The organism is Lachnoclostridium sp. An169 (assembly GCF_002160525.1).
In the GTDB taxonomy this organism is placed as follows: Bacteria; Bacillota; Clostridia; order Lachnospirales; family Lachnospiraceae; genus Mediterraneibacter; species Mediterraneibacter cottocaccae.
The window spans coordinates 86,826-105,745 of sequence record NZ_NFKT01000013.1 but is presented as its reverse complement, the minus strand read 5'-3'; the positions used below and the strand labels follow the sequence as shown (position 1 = coordinate 105,745).

At 53.7% G+C, this 18,920-nt stretch carries 11 protein-coding genes; all 11 read right to left on the bottom strand.

Annotation, left to right across the window (positions count from 1 at the left end; translation table 11 throughout):
- Positions 1–381 precede the first annotated feature (381 nt).
- The 11 genes from B5F07_RS10900 to B5F07_RS10850 all read right to left on the bottom strand — a co-directional run bounded on the left by B5F07_RS10900 (position 382) and on the right by B5F07_RS10850 (position 18,773).
- The gene (locus B5F07_RS10900; protein ID WP_087161308.1) at positions 382–654 is read right to left on the bottom strand and encodes a DUF1294 domain-containing protein; all 273 of its coding nucleotides are present in this window, start codon (positions 652–654) and stop codon (positions 382–384) included.
- Positions 651–4,436 carry a UvrD-helicase domain-containing protein gene (locus B5F07_RS10895; RefSeq protein ID WP_087161307.1) on the bottom strand — a complete coding sequence of 1,262 codons (3,786 nt, stop codon included), beginning with the start codon at positions 4,434–4,436 and terminating at the stop codon, positions 651–653. Before B5F07_RS10895 ends, B5F07_RS10900 begins: the two co-directional genes overlap by 4 nt.
- A complete protein-coding gene (locus B5F07_RS10890; RefSeq protein WP_087161306.1) occupies positions 4,427–7,810 on the bottom strand; it encodes a PD-(D/E)XK nuclease family protein in 3,384 nt (1,127 codons plus the stop codon). Before B5F07_RS10890 ends, B5F07_RS10895 begins: the two co-directional genes overlap by 10 nt.
- Before the next feature lie 232 nt (positions 7,811–8,042).
- Positions 8,043–10,187 carry a hypothetical protein gene (locus tag B5F07_RS10885; RefSeq protein WP_087161305.1) on the bottom strand — a complete coding sequence of 715 codons (2,145 nt, stop codon included), beginning with the start codon at positions 10,185–10,187 and terminating at the stop codon, positions 8,043–8,045.
- Positions 10,132–12,558 (bottom strand): glycoside hydrolase family 3 N-terminal domain-containing protein, encoded by a 2,427-nt coding sequence (locus B5F07_RS10880; protein ID WP_087161304.1) that lies wholly within the window; start codon positions 12,556–12,558, stop codon positions 10,132–10,134. Before B5F07_RS10880 ends, B5F07_RS10885 begins: the two co-directional genes overlap by 56 nt.
- Positions 12,559–12,595: 37 nt before the next feature.
- Positions 12,596–13,975, bottom strand: a complete 1,380-nt coding sequence (locus B5F07_RS10875; protein WP_242972506.1) for an MFS transporter — start codon at positions 13,973–13,975, stop codon at positions 12,596–12,598.
- Positions 13,976–14,147: 172 nt separating this feature from the next.
- Positions 14,148–15,344: a helix-turn-helix domain-containing protein gene (locus B5F07_RS10870; protein WP_087161302.1), complete on the bottom strand. Its 1,197-nt coding sequence runs from the start codon at positions 15,342–15,344 to the stop codon at positions 14,148–14,150.
- 305 nt (positions 15,345–15,649) lie between these two features.
- Positions 15,650–15,958, bottom strand: a complete 309-nt coding sequence (gene trxA / locus B5F07_RS10865) for a thioredoxin (protein WP_087161301.1) — start codon at positions 15,956–15,958, stop codon at positions 15,650–15,652.
- Positions 15,959–16,051: 93 nt separating this feature from the next.
- On the bottom strand, positions 16,052–16,744 hold the full coding sequence (locus tag B5F07_RS10860; protein ID WP_242972505.1) for a Crp/Fnr family transcriptional regulator: 693 nt from the start codon (positions 16,742–16,744) through the stop codon (positions 16,052–16,054).
- Positions 16,741–18,057 (bottom strand): sensor histidine kinase, encoded by a 1,317-nt coding sequence (locus tag B5F07_RS10855; RefSeq protein WP_162613111.1) that lies wholly within the window; start codon positions 18,055–18,057, stop codon positions 16,741–16,743. Before B5F07_RS10855 ends, B5F07_RS10860 begins: the two co-directional genes overlap by 4 nt.
- Positions 18,054–18,773: a LytR/AlgR family response regulator transcription factor gene (locus B5F07_RS10850; protein ID WP_087161299.1), complete on the bottom strand. Its 720-nt coding sequence runs from the start codon at positions 18,771–18,773 to the stop codon at positions 18,054–18,056. The genes B5F07_RS10855 and B5F07_RS10850 overlap by 4 nt, the downstream gene beginning before the upstream one ends.
- Positions 18,774–18,920: the final 147 nt, after the last annotated feature.

Genomic DNA, 18,920 nt, shown 5'->3' with positions numbered 1-18,920 from the left:
GATATACAAATCGCTTACATAAAAGCAGGCGGCAAAAATACCTGTAATCTCCAGAATCAAAAATGAAACAAGTGAAATCAGACATTTTCGTTTTTCATAACCACACGCCTCTTTAAAATGAAATATTTTCGTTTTGATGCATCTTTACTCTATCATACTAAAATGTGAAATGCACTCTACGGATCATTTACTCTCATCACTTCTGAGTAAAAGAAATAAATTTTTTTCTCTCCTGTCACATGGCTGCAGTCACCGCTTCTATCAGAATCCAATACATAAACTGCGGAGGACAAACAATGTGGCTGATGTTGAAAACAGCAGGAATTTAATAAGCAGACAGCTGCAAAAACAGTTCGTTCCACTGCGTCTGTACAACGACGCTTACGCTGACAGTTTCCACCAGACCACCGCCCCGATCACACATTCCAGGATCAGAATCAGCGGCACGCCGATATAAAACCTTGCCTTGTGCGTCTTGTGATGGAACATCACCATTGCCGCCAGGGCGCCGATGCTTCCACCCGCCAGGGCGAGAAGAAGGAGCGTCTTCTCCGGGACTCTCCATTTCCCGCGCCTGGCTTTCCATTTGTCCAGACCATAGATAATCCAGGTGATAATGTTGATCAGGATCAGATACCAGATCAGAAATCTCATAATTTTATCTCCTCCTTCAGAGTAAAGGAATAAATAATCTTCTCTTTCACCGGCTTCTGCAGGAGCCGCTCAAGCGCCTGACCATAATAGTCCAGCTGAGCATGATATTTCTCTGTCAGTTCCGAAGCTTTTCTCACTTTGTCTGTCTTATAGTCCAGAACCACCAGACCGTCCGGCTCCTCGAAATATACGTCGATGATCCCCTGCACAAGAATCATGTCTTCCGCCGTCTCTCCGGGATAGATCTCCCCTGCGTCCACTCCCAGCACAAAAGGCTGCTCCTTGAAAAGCTGTCCCCGGCCTGCCGCCGCTGTCATCCTTCTGCCGCTTCCGCAGTGCAGGAAAGAGAGAATATCCGGCAGCCGGATGCACTCCGCCATGTCTTCCGAGAGTTTCCCCGCGCCCCGCAGTTCTTCGATTGCCGCGCCCAGGGAATTCTCATCATATTCCCTGGAAAAATCAAGGAGTTCCAGAAGCTTGTGATAAGCGCTTCCCCGGGAAGCTCCGGTCAGTGTCTCTTCTTCCCTCAGGAAATCCGGGATCAGCGGCACCACATCCGGCTCCGCATACATCTCTTCCCCGACCTCATCCGCTGCCGTATCCTCCGTATCTCCCATCCTCTCTCCGTGAGCCGCTCTTTTTTTCAGTTCGGATACAGTGAATTTCAGTTTCAGTTTTCCCTCGTCACGGTAGGCATATTCGTAATCCATCTGCTCCCGCAGGCTCTTCCTGAGTTCCGGTACAAAACACCGGCTTTCATCCCAGTGTGTCAGCACATCGAGCGCCAGCGCCTCTGCATGTTCTTCCGCACGTCCGGCAGCCTCCAGGTCCTCCGGCGTAAAGATCCGTTTATCCAGGAAATCCTCTCCTGCCGCTGCGGGAAGAATCCAGTCCAGATAAGAGCGGGCTCCTTCCAGCTGATACAGTCCGAGTTCCTGATTTCTTTCACATTCTCCGGATTCTTTTTCCTTCAGAATTCTCTCGGTCTCTTTTCCATCCGTCATTCCCGTCATGATCAGCTTTTCCTTCGCCCGGGTCAGCGCCACATAGAGAATCCGCAGTTCCTCCGCCAGATTCTCAAGACCGGTCTCCTCCTGGATGATCTTTTTCAGGAATGTCGGCGCTTTGGTGCGCGTTTCCAGATCAATGGCGTCGATTCCCACGCCCAGTTCCGGGTGGATCACGATATTCCCCCTGGAGTCCCGGGTATTGAACCGTTTTCCCATTCCCGCCGCAAAGACAACCGGAAATTCCAGCCCCTTGCTCTTGTGGATACTCATAATGCGCACGGTATCCGCCTGTTCGTCCATAATACCCGCTTCCCCGTAATCCACATCATACTTTTTCAGCTGCTCAATATAGCGGACAAAATTAAACAGCCCTTTATAACTGGTACCCTCAAAGGCCGCTGCCTTTTCCACAAGCATCTCTACATTTGCCCTGCGCTGTTCTCCGCCGGGCATGGCGAGGATAAACGTACCATACCCGGTCGAGTCAATGATCTCAGTCAGGAGATCGTGGATCGCCGTGTAGGGAACTTTTGCGCGGAAATATGCTGCCTGTTCATAGAACGCAGCAAGTTTTGTACGCAGATTTTCCCTGAGTTTTATTTTTCCACAGTCCGAACTGCCGCCGCACGGTATACCGCTGCCTGATACACTGCTGTCTGACGCGCCGCCGTCCGGACTGCCGCCGCTGCACGGTGCGCCGCTGCCTGACTCACCGCTGCCTGACTCACCGCTGCCTGACTCACCGCTGCACGGTGCGCCGTCCTCCCCGGCGGCATACCGCACAGCCGCCTCATAGAACGGGGCGTTCGGAAACGCCAGGCGGATCTGCGCCATCTCCATGGAGTCCAGACCGGCAAACGGGGACGTCAGCACTGCGGCAAGGGGCAGATCCTGGCGCGCGTTATCCAGAATTTTGAGATAATCCAGAAGCACACTTACTTCATACGTCTCAAAATACCCTTCCCGGCTCACTGAATAGGCGGGGATTCCCTCTTCCCCGAGCACCGCGGAGAAGCTCTCCGCCCATCCCTGGATGCTCCGGGTCAGGATCACAATATCCCGGTACCGGATTCTACGGTACTGCCCTGTCTCTTTATCGAGAACAACACCCCCCGCAATCAGTTCCCGGATCCGGCAGGCAATCATCCGCGCCTCCGCCCGCCGCTCATCCTCTCCCCGGATCTCGTCTTTATCCATAAGCAGCAGTTCCGTGCGGTCTGTAAACGCCGTCGGCATCTGCGGCAGTTCCGGGAACTTTGCCCCGGGGTAGAGCGCCGCCGTATCGTCGTACTCTATTCCTCCCAGCTCTTTCCTCATGATCTTCCGGAAAATCTGGTTCACACTGTCCAGCACTTCCTCCCGGCTGCGGAAATTCCGGTGCAGGTCGATCCTCTGGCAGTCTCCGCCCTCCAGGCTGTAGGTATTATATTTCTCCATGAAAAGTTCCGGCCGGGAAAGACGGAACCGGTAGATGCTCTGCTTCACATCCCCCACCATGAAGATATTGTAAGTTCCCCGGGACACCTTTGACACACTGGTCAGAATCGCCTCCTGAACCAGATTTGAGTCCTGATACTCGTCGATCATCACCTCATCGAACCGGTCCTGGTACTCCGCTGCAACCGGAGAAGGAACCAGGCGTCCGTCCTCTTCCTGTGTCAGAATCGCCAGGGCAAACTGTTCCATATCACCAAAGTCGATCATATTCCGGCTCTGTTTCTTCTCCGACAGCATCCCGGCGAACTGATTCACAAGGAAAACCAGAGTCTCCATTGTCTCTCCCGCGGTCCGCATATCCTCTGTCCACACCTCCAGAGGCGCAAAGAAGTACACCGCCTGGAGTTCCTTCAGCAGCTTCTTCGCCGTATCCCGCAGCTCTTTTACTTCTGTCTTTTTCTCTTCCGACACACCGGGATCCTTCTTTGCGGAAAGCCGTTTCCACACAAAGCCCTCCGCCGCCGTCTTCATCCCGTCATACGTCTCTGCCTCCAGAAGATGTTTGGCCTCCCGCATATCCGATTCGATCATATCCGCATACATATACGGTCCGTCCGGCTCCTCACAGATCTTCCGCGCGCGTTCGAGAATCCCCAGAATATCCTCCGCCTTTCTTAAGACACGCTGCCTGGCGGTCACGGTTACCTCAGCTTCCTCCGCCTGCTCCGGGTCGATCCGGTAAGCCTCCACGCAGGATGCAAGCCACTGCCCCGGCCGGGGATAACTGCGGGAATATTCATAGAGGTTTAAGATGAGCTCCTCGATCTTTCTGTCATTTCTCCCGGTGCCGAATTTCTCCACAAACTCCAGGAACTTCTCATCTCCCGCGGCATATTCCTGCTCCAGCATCTCGTCCAGTACGTCCTGCTTCAGCAGCTTGAGTTCCCCTTCCTCCGCAATACGGAATCCCGGATCGATGCCGATGACGTGGAAATGATCCCGGATCACAGACAGGCAGAAACTGTGGATCGTCGTGATCTGGGCGCTGTGGATGAGCGTCGCCTGCCGCTCCAGATGAGCGTCCCCGGGGCGCTCTGAGAGCTTTTTCTCCACCGCGGCCCCGATCCTCTCTTTCATCTCCGCTGCCGCGGCCTCTGTAAATGTCACAATCAGCAACCGGTCCACATCTGCCGGGGCGGTCTCGTCAGTCAGTCTCCTGATGATGCGCTCCACAAGCACCGCCGTTTTTCCCGAACCTGCCGCCGCGGACACAAGGATATTGCAGTTCCGGAGGTCTATGACTCTCTGCTGTTCTTCTGTCCATTTTACTCCCATCGGTCTTCTCCTTTATCTTCCCCTTCATTTCCGCTTCCGCCTGTCTTCTCTTTCATCTTTTCTATGGCCTCTTCCATAGAATATTTCTCCAGTCTCCGGTAGCCGCATCCCTCGATCCTTGGATCAAAGCCGCAGATGTCCCGGAAGGGGCAGTAGTCACATCCGGTTGCGTCCCCCAGTTCGTAGGGAGCCGCCTGCACGTCCCCCGCATACATCTGCTCTTTCAGTTCCCGCTCTTTCTCTTTTGTATACGCAAGTACTGTGTCAAATGCCTCCGGCGGCAGCGCCCGGGAACTTTTGCTTAAGGAACCGTCCCGGTTTCTTCCCAGCGGATAAAGCACAGACGTACCGGAGAGGTCATGTTCCAGATGCTCCACAATCTCCCCGCTCCCGTTTATAATCCCGTCCAGACGGAGTTCTTTCAGAATACTCTTTTCCACTGCCTCGTCAGTGTCCTCTCTGCCCACGATGGGATCCTGAATGCGGTAGTAGAAGATTCCCGCAGGCACCACCTGTTTCCCGGGATGACGTTTCTTCTCCACCTCCACAGCCGCATTCATATAGACGGGGAGCTGCATCTGCAGCCCGTGATAAAAAGCGGTAATGTCAAACGCTTTCATGCCGGTCTTATAGTCGGTCACCTTTACATAAACTTTTGACTCGTCCTCGCAGGTATCAATGCGGTCGATCTTCCCGCTTCCGAATTTCAGTTCATACCCGCTCGGCACAAAGTCCCCTTTCTCCAGCTGCTTTGTCAGCGCCCAGACCGACCGGCGGATCAGGCGCTTGATCCGGTGGATCATATATTCGTTTCTTGCACTGCTGAAAAGGACGGTATTTCCATAATCGATGACACTTTCTTCCACACTCTCTTCGATCAGTTCATCCCGTTTCTCATCTGTCATCTCCGTCCAGTTTAATTTCTCCCGCTCTGCTTTCCGGGCGAAACGCTCCAGTGCCTGATGGACGATATTTCCCAGATCCATAGTCTCGAACCCGTATTCTTCCCGGTCGGACAGACGCAGCCCGTAGTTCAGGAAATGGGCGTAGGCACAGGAGGCGAACTGCTCCAGCCGGGTCACGCTTACATAGTCCGGATCGGAATACAGTTCTCCCGCCGTCTCTTTTCCGAGACTTTTCTCCTGCCGTCTTAAAAATCCGGCACGCAGGACCTGACTGAGCGCAGTCCGGCTCTTTTCATCCCCCGCGAACCAGGTATAGAGTTCCTTCCACTCCTGCCCCACTCCCTGCCTGCGGTCCCTTATGCCTTCCGCGAGATAGCGGATTCCGGTCTTTCTCGTCAGCTCCCGGTACGCCAGTTCCCTGTTCTCCTCATCCCGGGTCCTGATGTCCGGGAAGAGCCTGCGAATATCCTGGATGAGATAGGCGGGACGCAGGGTCTTCCCCTCGCCGGAAACCTTAGACCAGGACAGGCACAGGTACTCTGTGGGCTTTGTCAGATTCATATAGAGATAAAATTTCTGAGCATAGAGCTTCTCCTTCGGCCCCGGCGAGAGCTCGATCCGGGCGTCCGCGAATTTCTCCCGGTCCCGCTCCGAAAGAAGCCCCCTGGCGCCCGCGTTCCCGGGCAGGAGGGTGTCGTTTGCCCCCACAAAGAACAGTGCCCGGATATTCCGGATTCTGGTGCGCTCCATATCGCCGATAACTACCTGGTCAATGCTCGGCGGGATCACGCCTACCTTCGCCTCCTCCAGTCCGGCGTCCAGAAGACCGCAGTAATCCTTCAGGGCAGTCTCCTCGTCCCCCAGAAGCTCCACAAACCTGTCAAACAGTTCCATGGCGATCCGGTATACCTGGGAGTATTCTTTGGCCAGGGCAAGTTCCCCCTCCGCCTGAAACCGGTCTTCCATTGACTTAAGCTGTTCCTGCAGCTTCTCCCGCACCAGATGCTCATACACTGCCAGCGTAATATCCCGCACCGTCTTTCTGCGTTTCTTCAGAATGATCATGAGCGGATCGATTTTCTCCACAAAGCGGACACGCAGATGATTCAGATCTGCCAGCGCTTCCCCGTCTGTCCCCGGCGTCCGTCTCACCCATGCCTGCTGCCATTTCTTATATCCTTTGAGTCCAAGGGCAACCACATAGTTTTCCATCCGGTCCACTTCGTCCGCCGTGAATCCCGTAAGTCCGGTGCGCAGATGCCGGAACACGCTCTCATAGGTAAACCCTTCCTCCGCCATGGAGAGGAGGCTGCGCAGATACTCCACGAAGGAATTCAGGAGAATGCTTTTCTTGTAATCCATAAACACCGGGATCTCATATGCTGCGCACGCCTTTTCCAGCACATCCGCATACACATTCATATCCGATGTAATCACGGCGATGTCACGGTAGCGGAAGCCTTTTTCCCGCACAAGCCGGCGGATCTGCTCCGCCGTGTGCATGGCTTCCGAACGCGGATTTCTGGACTCGTGAAGGGACACCGCGCTCTGCTCTTCCTCCCAGGTTCTCCGGGAATAGCGGAACAGCTCCGACTCCAGGAAAGCCATCACCGGATTCTCCCGGAATCGCCAGGGCGGTGTCTGGCAGAGTTCTGCCGGATCGTCAATTTCTGTATTCACCTCCTGTGCCGTCTTTACAAGAGACGTCACCATCTGCTTGCTTAAGCCAAAGAGCTGGTACGGATGGCGGTACACAAAAGGGTCTTCCCGGCGGTCCATCTCCACGGTAATCATCACTTTTTCACACACCCGGAGGAGTTCTCCCAGAAGCCGGTTCTGCACGGGGGTAAATCCGGTGAACCCGTCCAGTGCGACAACGCTCCCTTTCAGAAGCTTCGACCGGGGAACCATGCCGCTCAGCACATCGAGCATTTCCTCCTTCGTGATATACCGCTCTTTCAGGAACTCCTCAAAGCCTTCATAGACCTTCCGGATGTCTTTCAGCTTATAGTACAGATAGCTGTCCGGGTCAATACCCTCCATGAACTCGTCCAGACGTTCAAAGCCTACGCCGTACTGGGTAAACTCCGAGATCACAGACTTTACCTCGCTGATGTATCCCTGCTTCTTCAGATTGCCCTTAAGTACCGTCAGTTCTTCCTCATAGCCGCCTGCAATCCTGCGCAGAACCAGGTTCTTGCCCTCATCGTCCAGAACCCGCAGATGGTCCTGCCCCTGTTCCTCGAATACACGGTGGGCAAGCCTGCCGAAACTTAAGACGTCGATATTCATAATCCCTCTCCGTGGATGTGCCCGGCACAGCTCCCTCTGGGTCTCCATGGTAAACTGCTCCGGAACAAGGACAAGATAGTTCTTCTGCGGACAGCGGACCGACTCCTGCACAATATGCTGTATCAGATAATGGGATTTTCCGCTTCCGGAATTCCCGAATATAAACTGTAATGACATGGGATGCCTCCTGAATTCTGTGTCTGATTCTGTGTCTGATTCTGCGTCTGATCCTCCGGCGGAAGACCGGCCGGAGGATATGTGAACTGTATCTATTATATCCTTTCCCCGGACACGCCACAACAAAAATCTGCAGAGGCGGCGTACAGCAGAACAGAGCGCCGCGCAGAGGAGATTTCCTCTGCCGCAGCGCTCTGTTTTATTTTGCGGAATTACAGGATCCGTATATTAATTATTCTACAATAATCCTTACCCTGTCCAGATTGCAGACCTGCGTGAAAATATCGTCCGCGTCTCCGTCCCTCTGGCTGGTGATCCGCACAGACGCGAAATGAACGCCCGGTTCCTCATACTTACAGTTTATCTCGGATACCGCACCATGGACGCCGTCTTTTTCTGTGCGCTTCACTTCCCCTTCGATCGGGAAAAGTCCCTGCGCCGGCACGGAATACGTCCAGTTATCATTCAGGTCAAAGCGCGCGGACGTGATCTCTCCGGCGTTCTCCGGCATGGTCATCTCCGCCTTAAGGGTAAATTCTTCCCCTGCGCGGACATGAGCGCACTTTTCACCGTTCACGGTAAGCCGCACACCCGCCTGCATGCCGCGCCTGCGTGCCGCGTCCGGCTCCTCCTCGATCTGTCCGCCGCTTCTCCGGTACACGGTTGTTCTGAGAGGTTCCTTTCCTTCCATAACCCAGGCTGCCATGTCAAGCAGCGCCTGGAAGAGCGCCCCTTTATAATTGACGGACATATTATTCTCCAGCCAGGTGACGTCCCCGTGCATGCACCGCTGCATGTAGTAAAGCCTGTAATCATCCTCATTTCCGCGGGACTCGATCACTTTTCCCCTGTACCAGTCCGCGCTCCAGGGGCAGGTGGATTCATCCATGAGCGCCTGGATCATGATGACCCTGCACTGAATGTTCCCATCCTGCACGGTCCCTGTTCCCGTAAAGCTGTATCCCATAACATTCTGCCGCTGGGGCAGGGCCGGCGTCCCGTCCTCTTTGCGGAACTGGTCCCATGCGTGAAAACTTAAATCTGCCGGAACCTGGTGTCTGTAATAGGACTGGATGGCGATATAGTCGGAATTGTCAAGCGTCAGCCTGTCTCCCGGCTTCACTCCCGAAAGGATGTCCCGGAGCGTTTCCCCGCTGCCGCCCATACTGACCGTAATATATCCGCCGCCGTTTTCGCCCGGGTACACCTGATCCATCATGAGCTGTTTCCCCGCCGCACTGCCGCTCTCAAAAGTAACGGACACTCCCCGCATGTACAGATTTTTCCCCTCCGGAAGTCTTTCCAGCTCGATCCAGGAATCTTTTCCTTCAGCGATCATCTTCTTCCAGGCGTCGTCCACGCCGCTGCGGCTGTCGGGTTCTCCGTTTCCGTTCTCTTCCTGTTCGGGGAGACGGACACTTTTCACCGTTCCCTCAAACTGCAGTCTGTCCTTCGACGCACTGCTCTTCGGGTCCGCTCCCATATATCCCGGGACAGTCCAGAAATCCGAAAAATATCCGGGATCCATCCGTTTGATTCCCGGCATGAGCACGGGGAGGGACAGGTCGCTGAACTGCCCCTTCGCCTCGGGATACCAGGCAAGCGGCGGAATTCCCATACTGGTCAGTTCCCGGAGCATGTCAGCCTCATCCCGGTCCAGACCCTCGTACATGTCTCCGCTGCCGCCGGCGTCCAGATGATCCAGGATCTTCGGGAACGCGTTCCGCAGGACGCGCTCTCCCTGGACATGCATGGTAATCGTGTTTGGCAGGGACGCCGGGGTTCCGATCACATACGGAACCGCGCCGTCCCAGGCATCCGTATTTTCGATGCACGCCATAGTCTTGTATCCTCCGCCGCTTCCGCCGTATACGATCCCCGCCGGACGGGAGCAGGAATAGATCTCCATGGCCTTTTTTCTGCTGAACTCGGCGACCGCCGCGCTGGATTTCCACCGCACCGTCTCATCGGGGTCCGGGGCGAACATATCTTTTACTCCCATATTGCTCTCCACGAAATACGCTCCGTGAAGGATCGAGAACAGAATCACATCATCCGCCCCTGTGGCCGCGAACGCCGCCATCTCCTCGTCCGGTCCCGGAAACGGGGACAGATACTGGAAGAAAACCCCCCGGTACTGTTCCGGATCGGGAAAGTGGATGCTGAACTTTACCGCTTTTTTCCGGAAGCCGCCATGGATATAGCGGTAAGCCGTCTCTTCTCCTTTTGCATTCTTCCTTGTTCTCGTCTCGTCAATGTCGATATAGGAATCCTGATAATCAGGATCTTCCAGTACATGATAGATCTGCTTTCCCATGGTCTTATATTTTCTCCTCTTCTGATGCTGCGTAAAATCCTCTGTTCCTGCCGTCCACATAACGGTCCTGCCCGATCCGGAATTCTCCGCTCAGACGGATGTCCTCCGATGAGCTTCCGATTTCCGCCAGGAAAGTTCCCTTCTCTACCTTCCAGCGCATCTTCCGGTCCAGGAACGCCATCTGGTCCGCCCGCATGATGAATGTCACCCGCTTCTTCTCCCCCGGACTGAGACCAACACGCCGGAAGCCCGCCAGTTCTTTTACCGGGCGCGTCATACTGGCATAGCAGTCCGTCACATACATCTGCGCCGTCTCCACGCCATAGCAGTCTCCGGTGTTTTCCAGTTCAAAGGAGAGCCGGATCTTACCTTCGCCCTCCTCCTTACGGATTTCCATGTTTCCGTAAGAAAATGACGTGTAGGAGAGTCCGTGTCCGAAGGGATACCTGGGTCTGTGGGGAGCATCCAGATAATCGGGAAATCCGATGCTCTCACTCTGATGCCAGCAGGACCCGTTGGGATGATTATAGCAGACCGGAATCTGTCCCGCATTGTAAGCCACACTGACCGGAAGTTTTCCTGACGGACTGATCCTGCCGGTCAGCACATCCGCAAGGGCACATGCTCCCATTTCCGACGGATTCCACGCTTCGATCAGAGCGCTGCAGACCCGGTCCGCCGTATCACTGGATACCGGTCTTCCGTTAAAATGGACCCCCACTACCGGTTTCCCGAGCTTTTCCAGTTCTTTGAGGAAGATCTCCTGACATTCCGGCAGGTTGATATTCGTGCTGTCCACGCCTTCTCCCATGGAGGCGATAAAGTTGCATCCGTACTTCCCTCCCAGCGTCACAATCACAAGATCCGCGCCTGCCGCGAGTTCCAGGGCCTCCGCATGGCGGGATGTGTCATTTCCCGCGAAAGGATAGCCGTAAGCATAGCCGACCTGCGCGTCCGGAAAGCGTTCCCTCAGCTCTTCATACAGGCTCCGTATCCCCGGCTTCTGGTGCTTCAGGATCTCCTCAAATACCGGGGATTCTGCCTGGATCTTTGTTCCCGGAATCCGGGCCACGTTCGCCGTCGATTCATTCTCCGTGCGCTCGCCTCCCAGTCCTGCAGTGGTGGTGATCACCGCGTATTTTCCCTCGGCAAAGGTAAAATGTGTATATCCTCCGAAAAAGCTCCGGGCAGTTCCCGCGTGCCAGCCGATCACCGCGATTTTCTTTCCGGCATACCGCTCCGGACCGGCGGGAAGCACTCCGTCATTTTTCAGCAGCACGGCGGATTCCCGGGCCGACTCCAGGGAAACCTGCTCGGCCTCCGGTCTGAGCTTTTCATATACGGCCTGCTGTTCCCCGGGATCGAGGCAGAACGGATGCTCGAAGAGCCCCATGCGGAACTTTGCCGTCAGCACCCTCCTCACAGCCCGGTCCAGGATCTCCGGGGCCGCGCTTCCGTCCGCGAACCGTTCTGCCAGTTCGTCCCCGTAAGCGTTTTTATCCGGCAGTTCCACATCCAGGCCGGCATCCATACATCGGTATCCCGCATCCGCAAGCGTCTCTTCGACTTTCTGTACGGTATGGACATTTGAGATGGCGCAGTAGTCCGCCACCGTCATCCCGTCAAATCCCATCTCTTCCCGCAGCAGTCCCGTCAGATACTCTTCTGTCGCCGAGACCGGCGCGCCGTTAAGCGAGCAGTAGCATGGCATAATTCCTTTCAGCCCGCTCTCCGTGACCGCTGCCTGGAACGGTCTGGCGTACACCTCACGCAGTTCCCTCTCCGATATTTCGGCGTCAGCGCCGTGTATCCCTCCCTTTGACTCATGGAATCCAAGAAAATGCTTTGCCACTGCGTCCGTATGGCGGCCGTCCAGGGACGCGCCCTGGAGTCCTCTCGTATATGCCGCGCCCATGGCAGACGCCAGGGCCGGATCTTCCCCGTATGTCTCGCCCTGTCTTCCCATGCGTGAATCCCGGGAAATATCCAGCACCGGCGCGAAAGTCTGGGTGACTCCCGCAGCCTGCTCCTGAATAGCGACCACATGCCCGATCCGTTCTTCCAGAGCCGGATCAAAAGATGATGCTCTTCCGATTCCGGACGGAAAACTTGTAGAATCCTGGAGAAATGCGCCGCACAGCCCTTCCATATGGAATACAGCCGGAATATGGTGCTCGCTCAGCTCCATGACCGTCTCCTGGATCTCCCTCTGAAAACGCGCGATCTCATCCCAGTCTTTCAGGTCCCTCATCTCGATACAGCTTATGTGGCCTGCGCCGGCCGGATAATTCTTGCGCAGTATCTCCGTCTCCCCGGGCTTCTGCGGCCACCATCCTGCCACCTGCCCCATCTTCTCTTCCAGGCTCATTTTTCCCAGCAGGTCCTCCGCTCTCTCCTCCGGGGAAAGAGAAGTATCCAGATATTTTTCCATCCTGTATGATCTCCCTTCTTTCATCATTCGGTTATTTTCATTCTGCTGCTCCTGTCTGTTCTTTTGCCGCTCTGCGCGCCTCGATCTCTTCCCGGATCGCCGGCATCTTTTTATCCAGCTTGTAGAGGAGCAGGGCTGCCGCCACAATCGCCCACAGAACAGCCGGGATCGTGGAGTAAAGGTTACGGATCATACTGACCGCGCTGTCCGGGATCAGAGCCGCATCGTCCACATAACCGGACGCACTCAGAAGGATGCCGAGCACACCCGCTCCCAGAGCGGAAGCCACCTTGATGGCAACACTGGTCACGGAATTCAGGGTTCCTTCCATACGGCGGAATCCTTTCCACTCGTTAAAGTCCGCGCACTCGATAATCATCAGATTGATCAGCATGGAGATCGGCGCGCTCCCCATACCGAACAGGATCGCCGCGGCGGAGAGCAGCGCTGTATTCGCTCCGGCGATAAAGTTCAGGGCATACCCCGCGGCACTTAAGATACAGCCGATCATGATCAGTCTGGATATACTGATTCTTTTCAGAATGGCCGGCACAAAAAGCATAAGCGGGATCGAGAGCATCTGGAAAGCGCTGACCAGTCCGAGCAGGCTCAGGTTATTTACGATGTATTTGAAGTAATAGTTCCCGACGCCCATATTTGTCACGAAGTTGCTCACAAACAGGACAAGCGCCACGATCCAGATATAGGGATTTTTCGTCAGTGTGGTCTTTACGTCCGAGAGTGTGACTTTTTCTTCATTCTCACCGGACGCACTGACGTCCGCGTCTACTGTCTCCTTGATGAAGAAGAATCTCATAATGCCGATGATCGCCATGGGGATCGCGATGCAGGCCATAAGGAAACTCCATCCCGAAGATGAGTTGCCGTATGTATCCACCAGTGCGGGCGCCGCGATGTTAAAGGCTGCCACACAGACCATGGAAAGGATCGCGCCTCCGGAGCTTAAGCTTACGTACTGCTCCTGATACCGGAATGCCCGGCACATGTAGACGGTGTTGTCTGCCTGCAGGAAGGTATAGAACACACTGTTGACGAGGGCGTACATGCAGAGAACCCATGCGGATTTCGCCACAATGGAGAACTCCGGCGGACAGCTGAACATCAGCCAGATAGAGAGCCACATACCGATGATGCACCACTCGTACGGTCTTCCTTTGCCCCATTTTGTATTTGTCCGGTCGACAATATAGCCGGCGAACACATCCGTAACTCCGTCCAGAAGCCTGCTGACAACCAGCAGAATACCGACCAGTGCAGGCGGCATACTCAGCGTGTCGGTGCAGTACAGCGTCAGATATCCGACCACCATAAGACCGATTCCCTGGGAGATGGCCCGGCTGTTCCAGGCAACGATTTTTCCGACTCCTACTTTCTTTGGATCTTTTTGTTTTTTCACGATCAGGAACCTCCTCTGTCTTTTTTCTCATATTTCTTTTCGCAGGACTTATTGTACAATACATATTCTTCGATCAATGTCAATTATTTTGGTTCTCTGTCAGAATTTTTGCTTTAATACACAAAAAAAGTACCAGTTTCTGCTTTCATGCAGCAGTCTGGTACTCTTTTTTTTACTCATCTGTCTGCCTTATTCCTCCCCGTTCTGCAAAACTCCGGTATTCCACAGGAGTCATGCCTGTGATTTTCTTAAAGACAGCGCCGAAATAGCTGGGCGAGGAAAATGCCAGTATATCGCTGATCTCCTGGGGGCTCCGTCCGGTTTCCAGCAGAAATTTCGCCTCCCGCACCTTGCACTCCTGTATGTGCCCGGTAACGGTCTTTCCGTTCGCCCTCCTGAATTCCGCAGACAGATAGGATTCATTCAGATGCAGCGCCTCCGCGATGACCGCCGTGCTCAGTCTGGTGTAAAGGTGCGCCTGCACGAAACTGTTCACTCTCCTGGAGAGCATATCGCCGCCTCTGATCTCATTTGCGCTGCGGATCCGGTTCGTATAATCCAGGGCGAACCTGTAAAAAATCCGGTCCAGATCCGGGACACTCTCCGTCCGCATGAGAAGATCCAGATAGTATCCGGAGAGGTTTCTTGCCTGTTGGACGTCCACCCCCTCGCTGATCGCGATCCTCGACATCACCATATTCGCGCCGACCACATAGCTGCGGCGTACGCTGGAATTTACAGACAGCTTATCCGCGGAGGTATTCGTCCGAAACATGCTCTCATCAAAATATCGTTTCAGTTCCTCTACTTTTCCGTACCGGATCATCGCATTCATGATCCTTTCTTCGTCTTCCTCCTGCTTCTCTTCATTCTCAGGCAGCTCCATCGGATAATCCTCCGAACCGATAAATATTTTCTTCCATTTCAGTTCGATTCCCGGAATATCTTCCACGGTCCTGCCATTGAAAATGCAGTCCAGGAAACGCAGGTATTTCTTCATGTGGTAGAAATCACAGAACGCAAAATCATTGATAATCTTCTGAAAGGTCCCCGCGTCCTTCGTTCTGTACCCCAGAGCGCCCAGTATCTGCCTGCACTGGGCGATGGAACATTCGTTGGCGGAAGACGGGCCGAGCAGAATCAGGTATCCCCGCCCGCCAAAGAAAAAGCCGCCGAAAAAGAGATTCTCCGGGGTATGGCTGATCCAGATCCCGGGAAGTTCTTCCGGAAGAGATTCCACCAGAAACATGGGAATATTGAAATCCCGCTTTTCCCCGTGTCCTTTAAAGACCAGTTCCCTCTGTTCGAACACGCTCACCGGGAGCTCCGATGCCTCTGAAAACTGTTTTAACACCTCAAAATGATCCATATCTTTCACTTCCTTCGGAATTATTCTCCTGATTTTTTTATCATATCATAAAACCTGGCAAACTCATATCACATGATCATGAATTTCCGAAAACCGGACAGTCACCGCCGGTACCCGTCCGGCCGTTCCGGACCGGAAGCCGGCTCTTCCGGTGCGCGCGGAAAGGTTTCCGGGCCAGAAGCCCGTTATCCCGTTCCGAAAAACATTTCGGGGATGAGCAGAAAAAGGGGCAGCATGTAAAAAACAGGTTTCCCTGATCTTCACACGCTGCCCTTTAATTTTCAGTCTGTTTCCGGTTATTTTCTCTATTTCAGAAGATTTAAGAGCGCGCTCTTCGGCACCGCGCCGATCTGCTTTGCCGCTGTCTGTCCGTTTCTGATCACGATGAACGTCGGAATACTCATCACACCGTATTTCTGGGCCAGTTCCATCTGCTCGTCGATGTTGATCTTGCACACCTTTGCATCGGATACCTCATTGGAGATCTCTTCCACTACCGGTCCCATCATCTTGCACGGTCCGCACCAGTCTGCGTAGAAATCAATCAGTACCGGCTTGTCGGACTGCATTACTTCCTGCTCAAAATTATCTGCTGTTAATTTGATCACTGCCATGTTTATATCCTCCTTAAAATTCATCTGCTTTTTTCTGTTCTGGGTTTAGTATACCACATTCCCGCAAAATTTCCGTGATAAAATCACAAAGTTTTATATTTTCCCCAGTCCCTTCGCATCTGTAATCTCCACTTTTCCCCTGGTAAGTTTCACCAGCCCGTCCGCCTGGAACTGTTTCAGCAGCCTTGTGACCACCTCTCTTGCAGTCCCCGCGTCCCGCGCCAGCATCTCGTGGGTAATGGCAAGTTCATCGCTTTGTTCCAGCGCCCGGTGTTCCAGAAGAGCCGATGCCAGTCTGGATGCCACATTTGAAAACACATACTGGTTAAAGAGCCACATAATATCCGAAAATTTCTCCGATATCATTTCCATGGTATAGTCCTTCACAGAACCGCTCTCTTCGTACAGTTTCCGGTAAACCTTCTTCGGGACGGTGCAGATCACACAGTCCGTCTCCATCTCCATATCCAGTTCCACATCCATTCCGTTTAACATGCATGCCGCGCTTAGAATACTCACATCTCCGTCCAGCAGGCGGAACAGGGTAATATCGCCGCCGCCAGGAGAAGTGATGAACACACGCGCCCTGCCGCTCTCAATGATCTGTACCCCCGCGCATTCACCGCCTCCGAAATGCAGCCCCGTCTTCTTCGGACACTCTGTCCTCGTCACTCCGCTGATCATTTCTTCCTTCTGGCTTTCACTTAAACTATCCCAGAAAGGGAACGACCGTTCAAGCAGATGCCGTATATCTGCTGCCTGATTCAAATCTGCTGATGTTCTCATATTATCCGCTCCTTTTTCTCTTCCCGCGGGAACCGGATCACAATGTCCACGGAAAACAGATGATCCCGGGCGCTGTAATTCATCATGCCCCGGAGCCCGCGCACAGTCCGTTCCACATTTTTCAGCCCGAGGCCGTGCAGATCTGCTTCTTCTTTCCGGGTCTTTTCGGAGAATTCGCCATATGGATTATCCATGTGGATCAGCAGGATTCCGCCTGTATAATTCATGGAGAAATTCACCCGGATATTCCGGGCATTCTTCTCCCGAAGCAGCATGCACGCCTCCCGGGCATTGTCAAACAGGTTGCCGAGAATAACAATCATATCTGTCAGCGGGAACTCAATGTCCGATGGAATCAGCACATCCGCATTACAGCAGATTCCCGCCTGCTCTGTTTCATTTATTTTCATATTCAGAAGAGAATCCGCCGGAAGGTTTCCCGTCCTGATCCTCTGCCGAAAGTTCTCCAGCCTGCCTGCCGTTGCCTCCAGATATGCCCCCAGTTCCGCCTGTTCCCCGTTTTTATACAGGGCGGTCAGGGTCCGGAGCTGGTTTTTCATCTCATGGCGGATCTCACGGACCGCCTGGTCTGCTTTTTCATTTTCTTGATATTGTCTCTTCTGATACTCGATCTGCTGAAGCAGAAGCGCGTTTTCCCTGTCTGCGGCATAAGCTTTTGTAAGCTCCCGGTAAAGCACAAACACCAGGAGGTTGACCGCCAGAAAGATCGTCTGCACAGGCAGATGGAGAAGCGCCGCCTCCCGGACAGATCCGCTGTAGCAGCCGGTCAGCAGCGCGGTAAGCGGCGTTCCCGCGAGGCACAAAACCGGGATGGCACAGAGCAGCGCCCACATTTTCCATGTCAGCTCCTCCCCGGAATTCCCGCTGAACTTCATAGACAGATACACAATCACCCAGAACAGAATATGATATGCCGTCAGCCCGTAGAGATACCACCCTTTCGGCAGAATATTGGTAATATCATTGATCACAAACAGTACCGACACATTCAGGCTGAGCAGGGCTGTGCAGAACAGAACCTTTTTCCTGAAATCCGGGGGATAAAACCCGACAACCAGAATACAGATCCAGAAAATGAAAAATGATACCGCCACATTGCCCGTCAGATGTCCCCATGTCACAATGCCGGCGACCAGGACAGCCATCCCTGCATAAACCATGTGTCTGCGCCTTCTGATTTCCCCGAAGGAGCGCCTCATCAGTTCCAGAGTAACCAGAATATCAATCCCGCACAGGACAAGATCCGCGGCGTATGCCGTAATGCCCCCAATCAAAGTAATTCTGTCCGTCATTTCCCGCACCGCCATTTTACAAATCTAAAATACTGCTCCTTTACCGACGGCTTATATCTTCTGCTGACCGGAATGCTTTCCCGGCTTTGGAGAACAAGAGTATTTTCCCCCACAGAAAATATTTTCTCCATGTTTACAATATATGAGGCGTGGCAGCGCACAAACAGCGCTTTGTCCAGTTCCTCTGCAACTTTTCCGATCCGCCCGTAAAAGACATATTCTCCCTGTTCCGTACTGATCCGGACCTTTCTTCCCTGTGCCTCGAAGCAGAAAATGTCCGAGCACGGAATCTGGTACTCCTCCCTGCCATTCTGAAAAAAGAACAGGCTGCCAAAAAGGCGGAGATGGTCTGCCGCCTGCAGGAGCACTTTTTCAAAAGCCTCGCAGGTAATCGGTTTTCGCAGGAAACGGAACGGAAGTACCTCAAAAACCTGATACACATATTCGCTGTAATCTGTAAGGAAAATGATCAGACAGTTCCGGTCCTTTTCCCGGATCCGGGCTGCGGTCTCGATGCCGCTTAACCCCGGCATGGAAATGTCCAGGACAAACACCTGCCAGCTTTCTCCCGTTTTTTCCATATATGCGAGGAGTTCTTCCCCGGAGGAAAAGGAATCATATGTGACAGAACTTCCCGCCGGGATATTTCCTTCCCGGATATATTCCTCCAGCTGGGAAAGCACCGCCCTGTCATCATCGCAGAACGCAATCCGCATGTACTCCACCTCCGTTGTCCCGCATATCTGTCAGCATTTCCTGTATACAGGATTTCCGACATGTTCCATTATACTGAATAAAAAATGGGATTTCAATATACCATCCGAACCGGTTATGACATTTCGTCTGTCCGGTTATGGCACTGT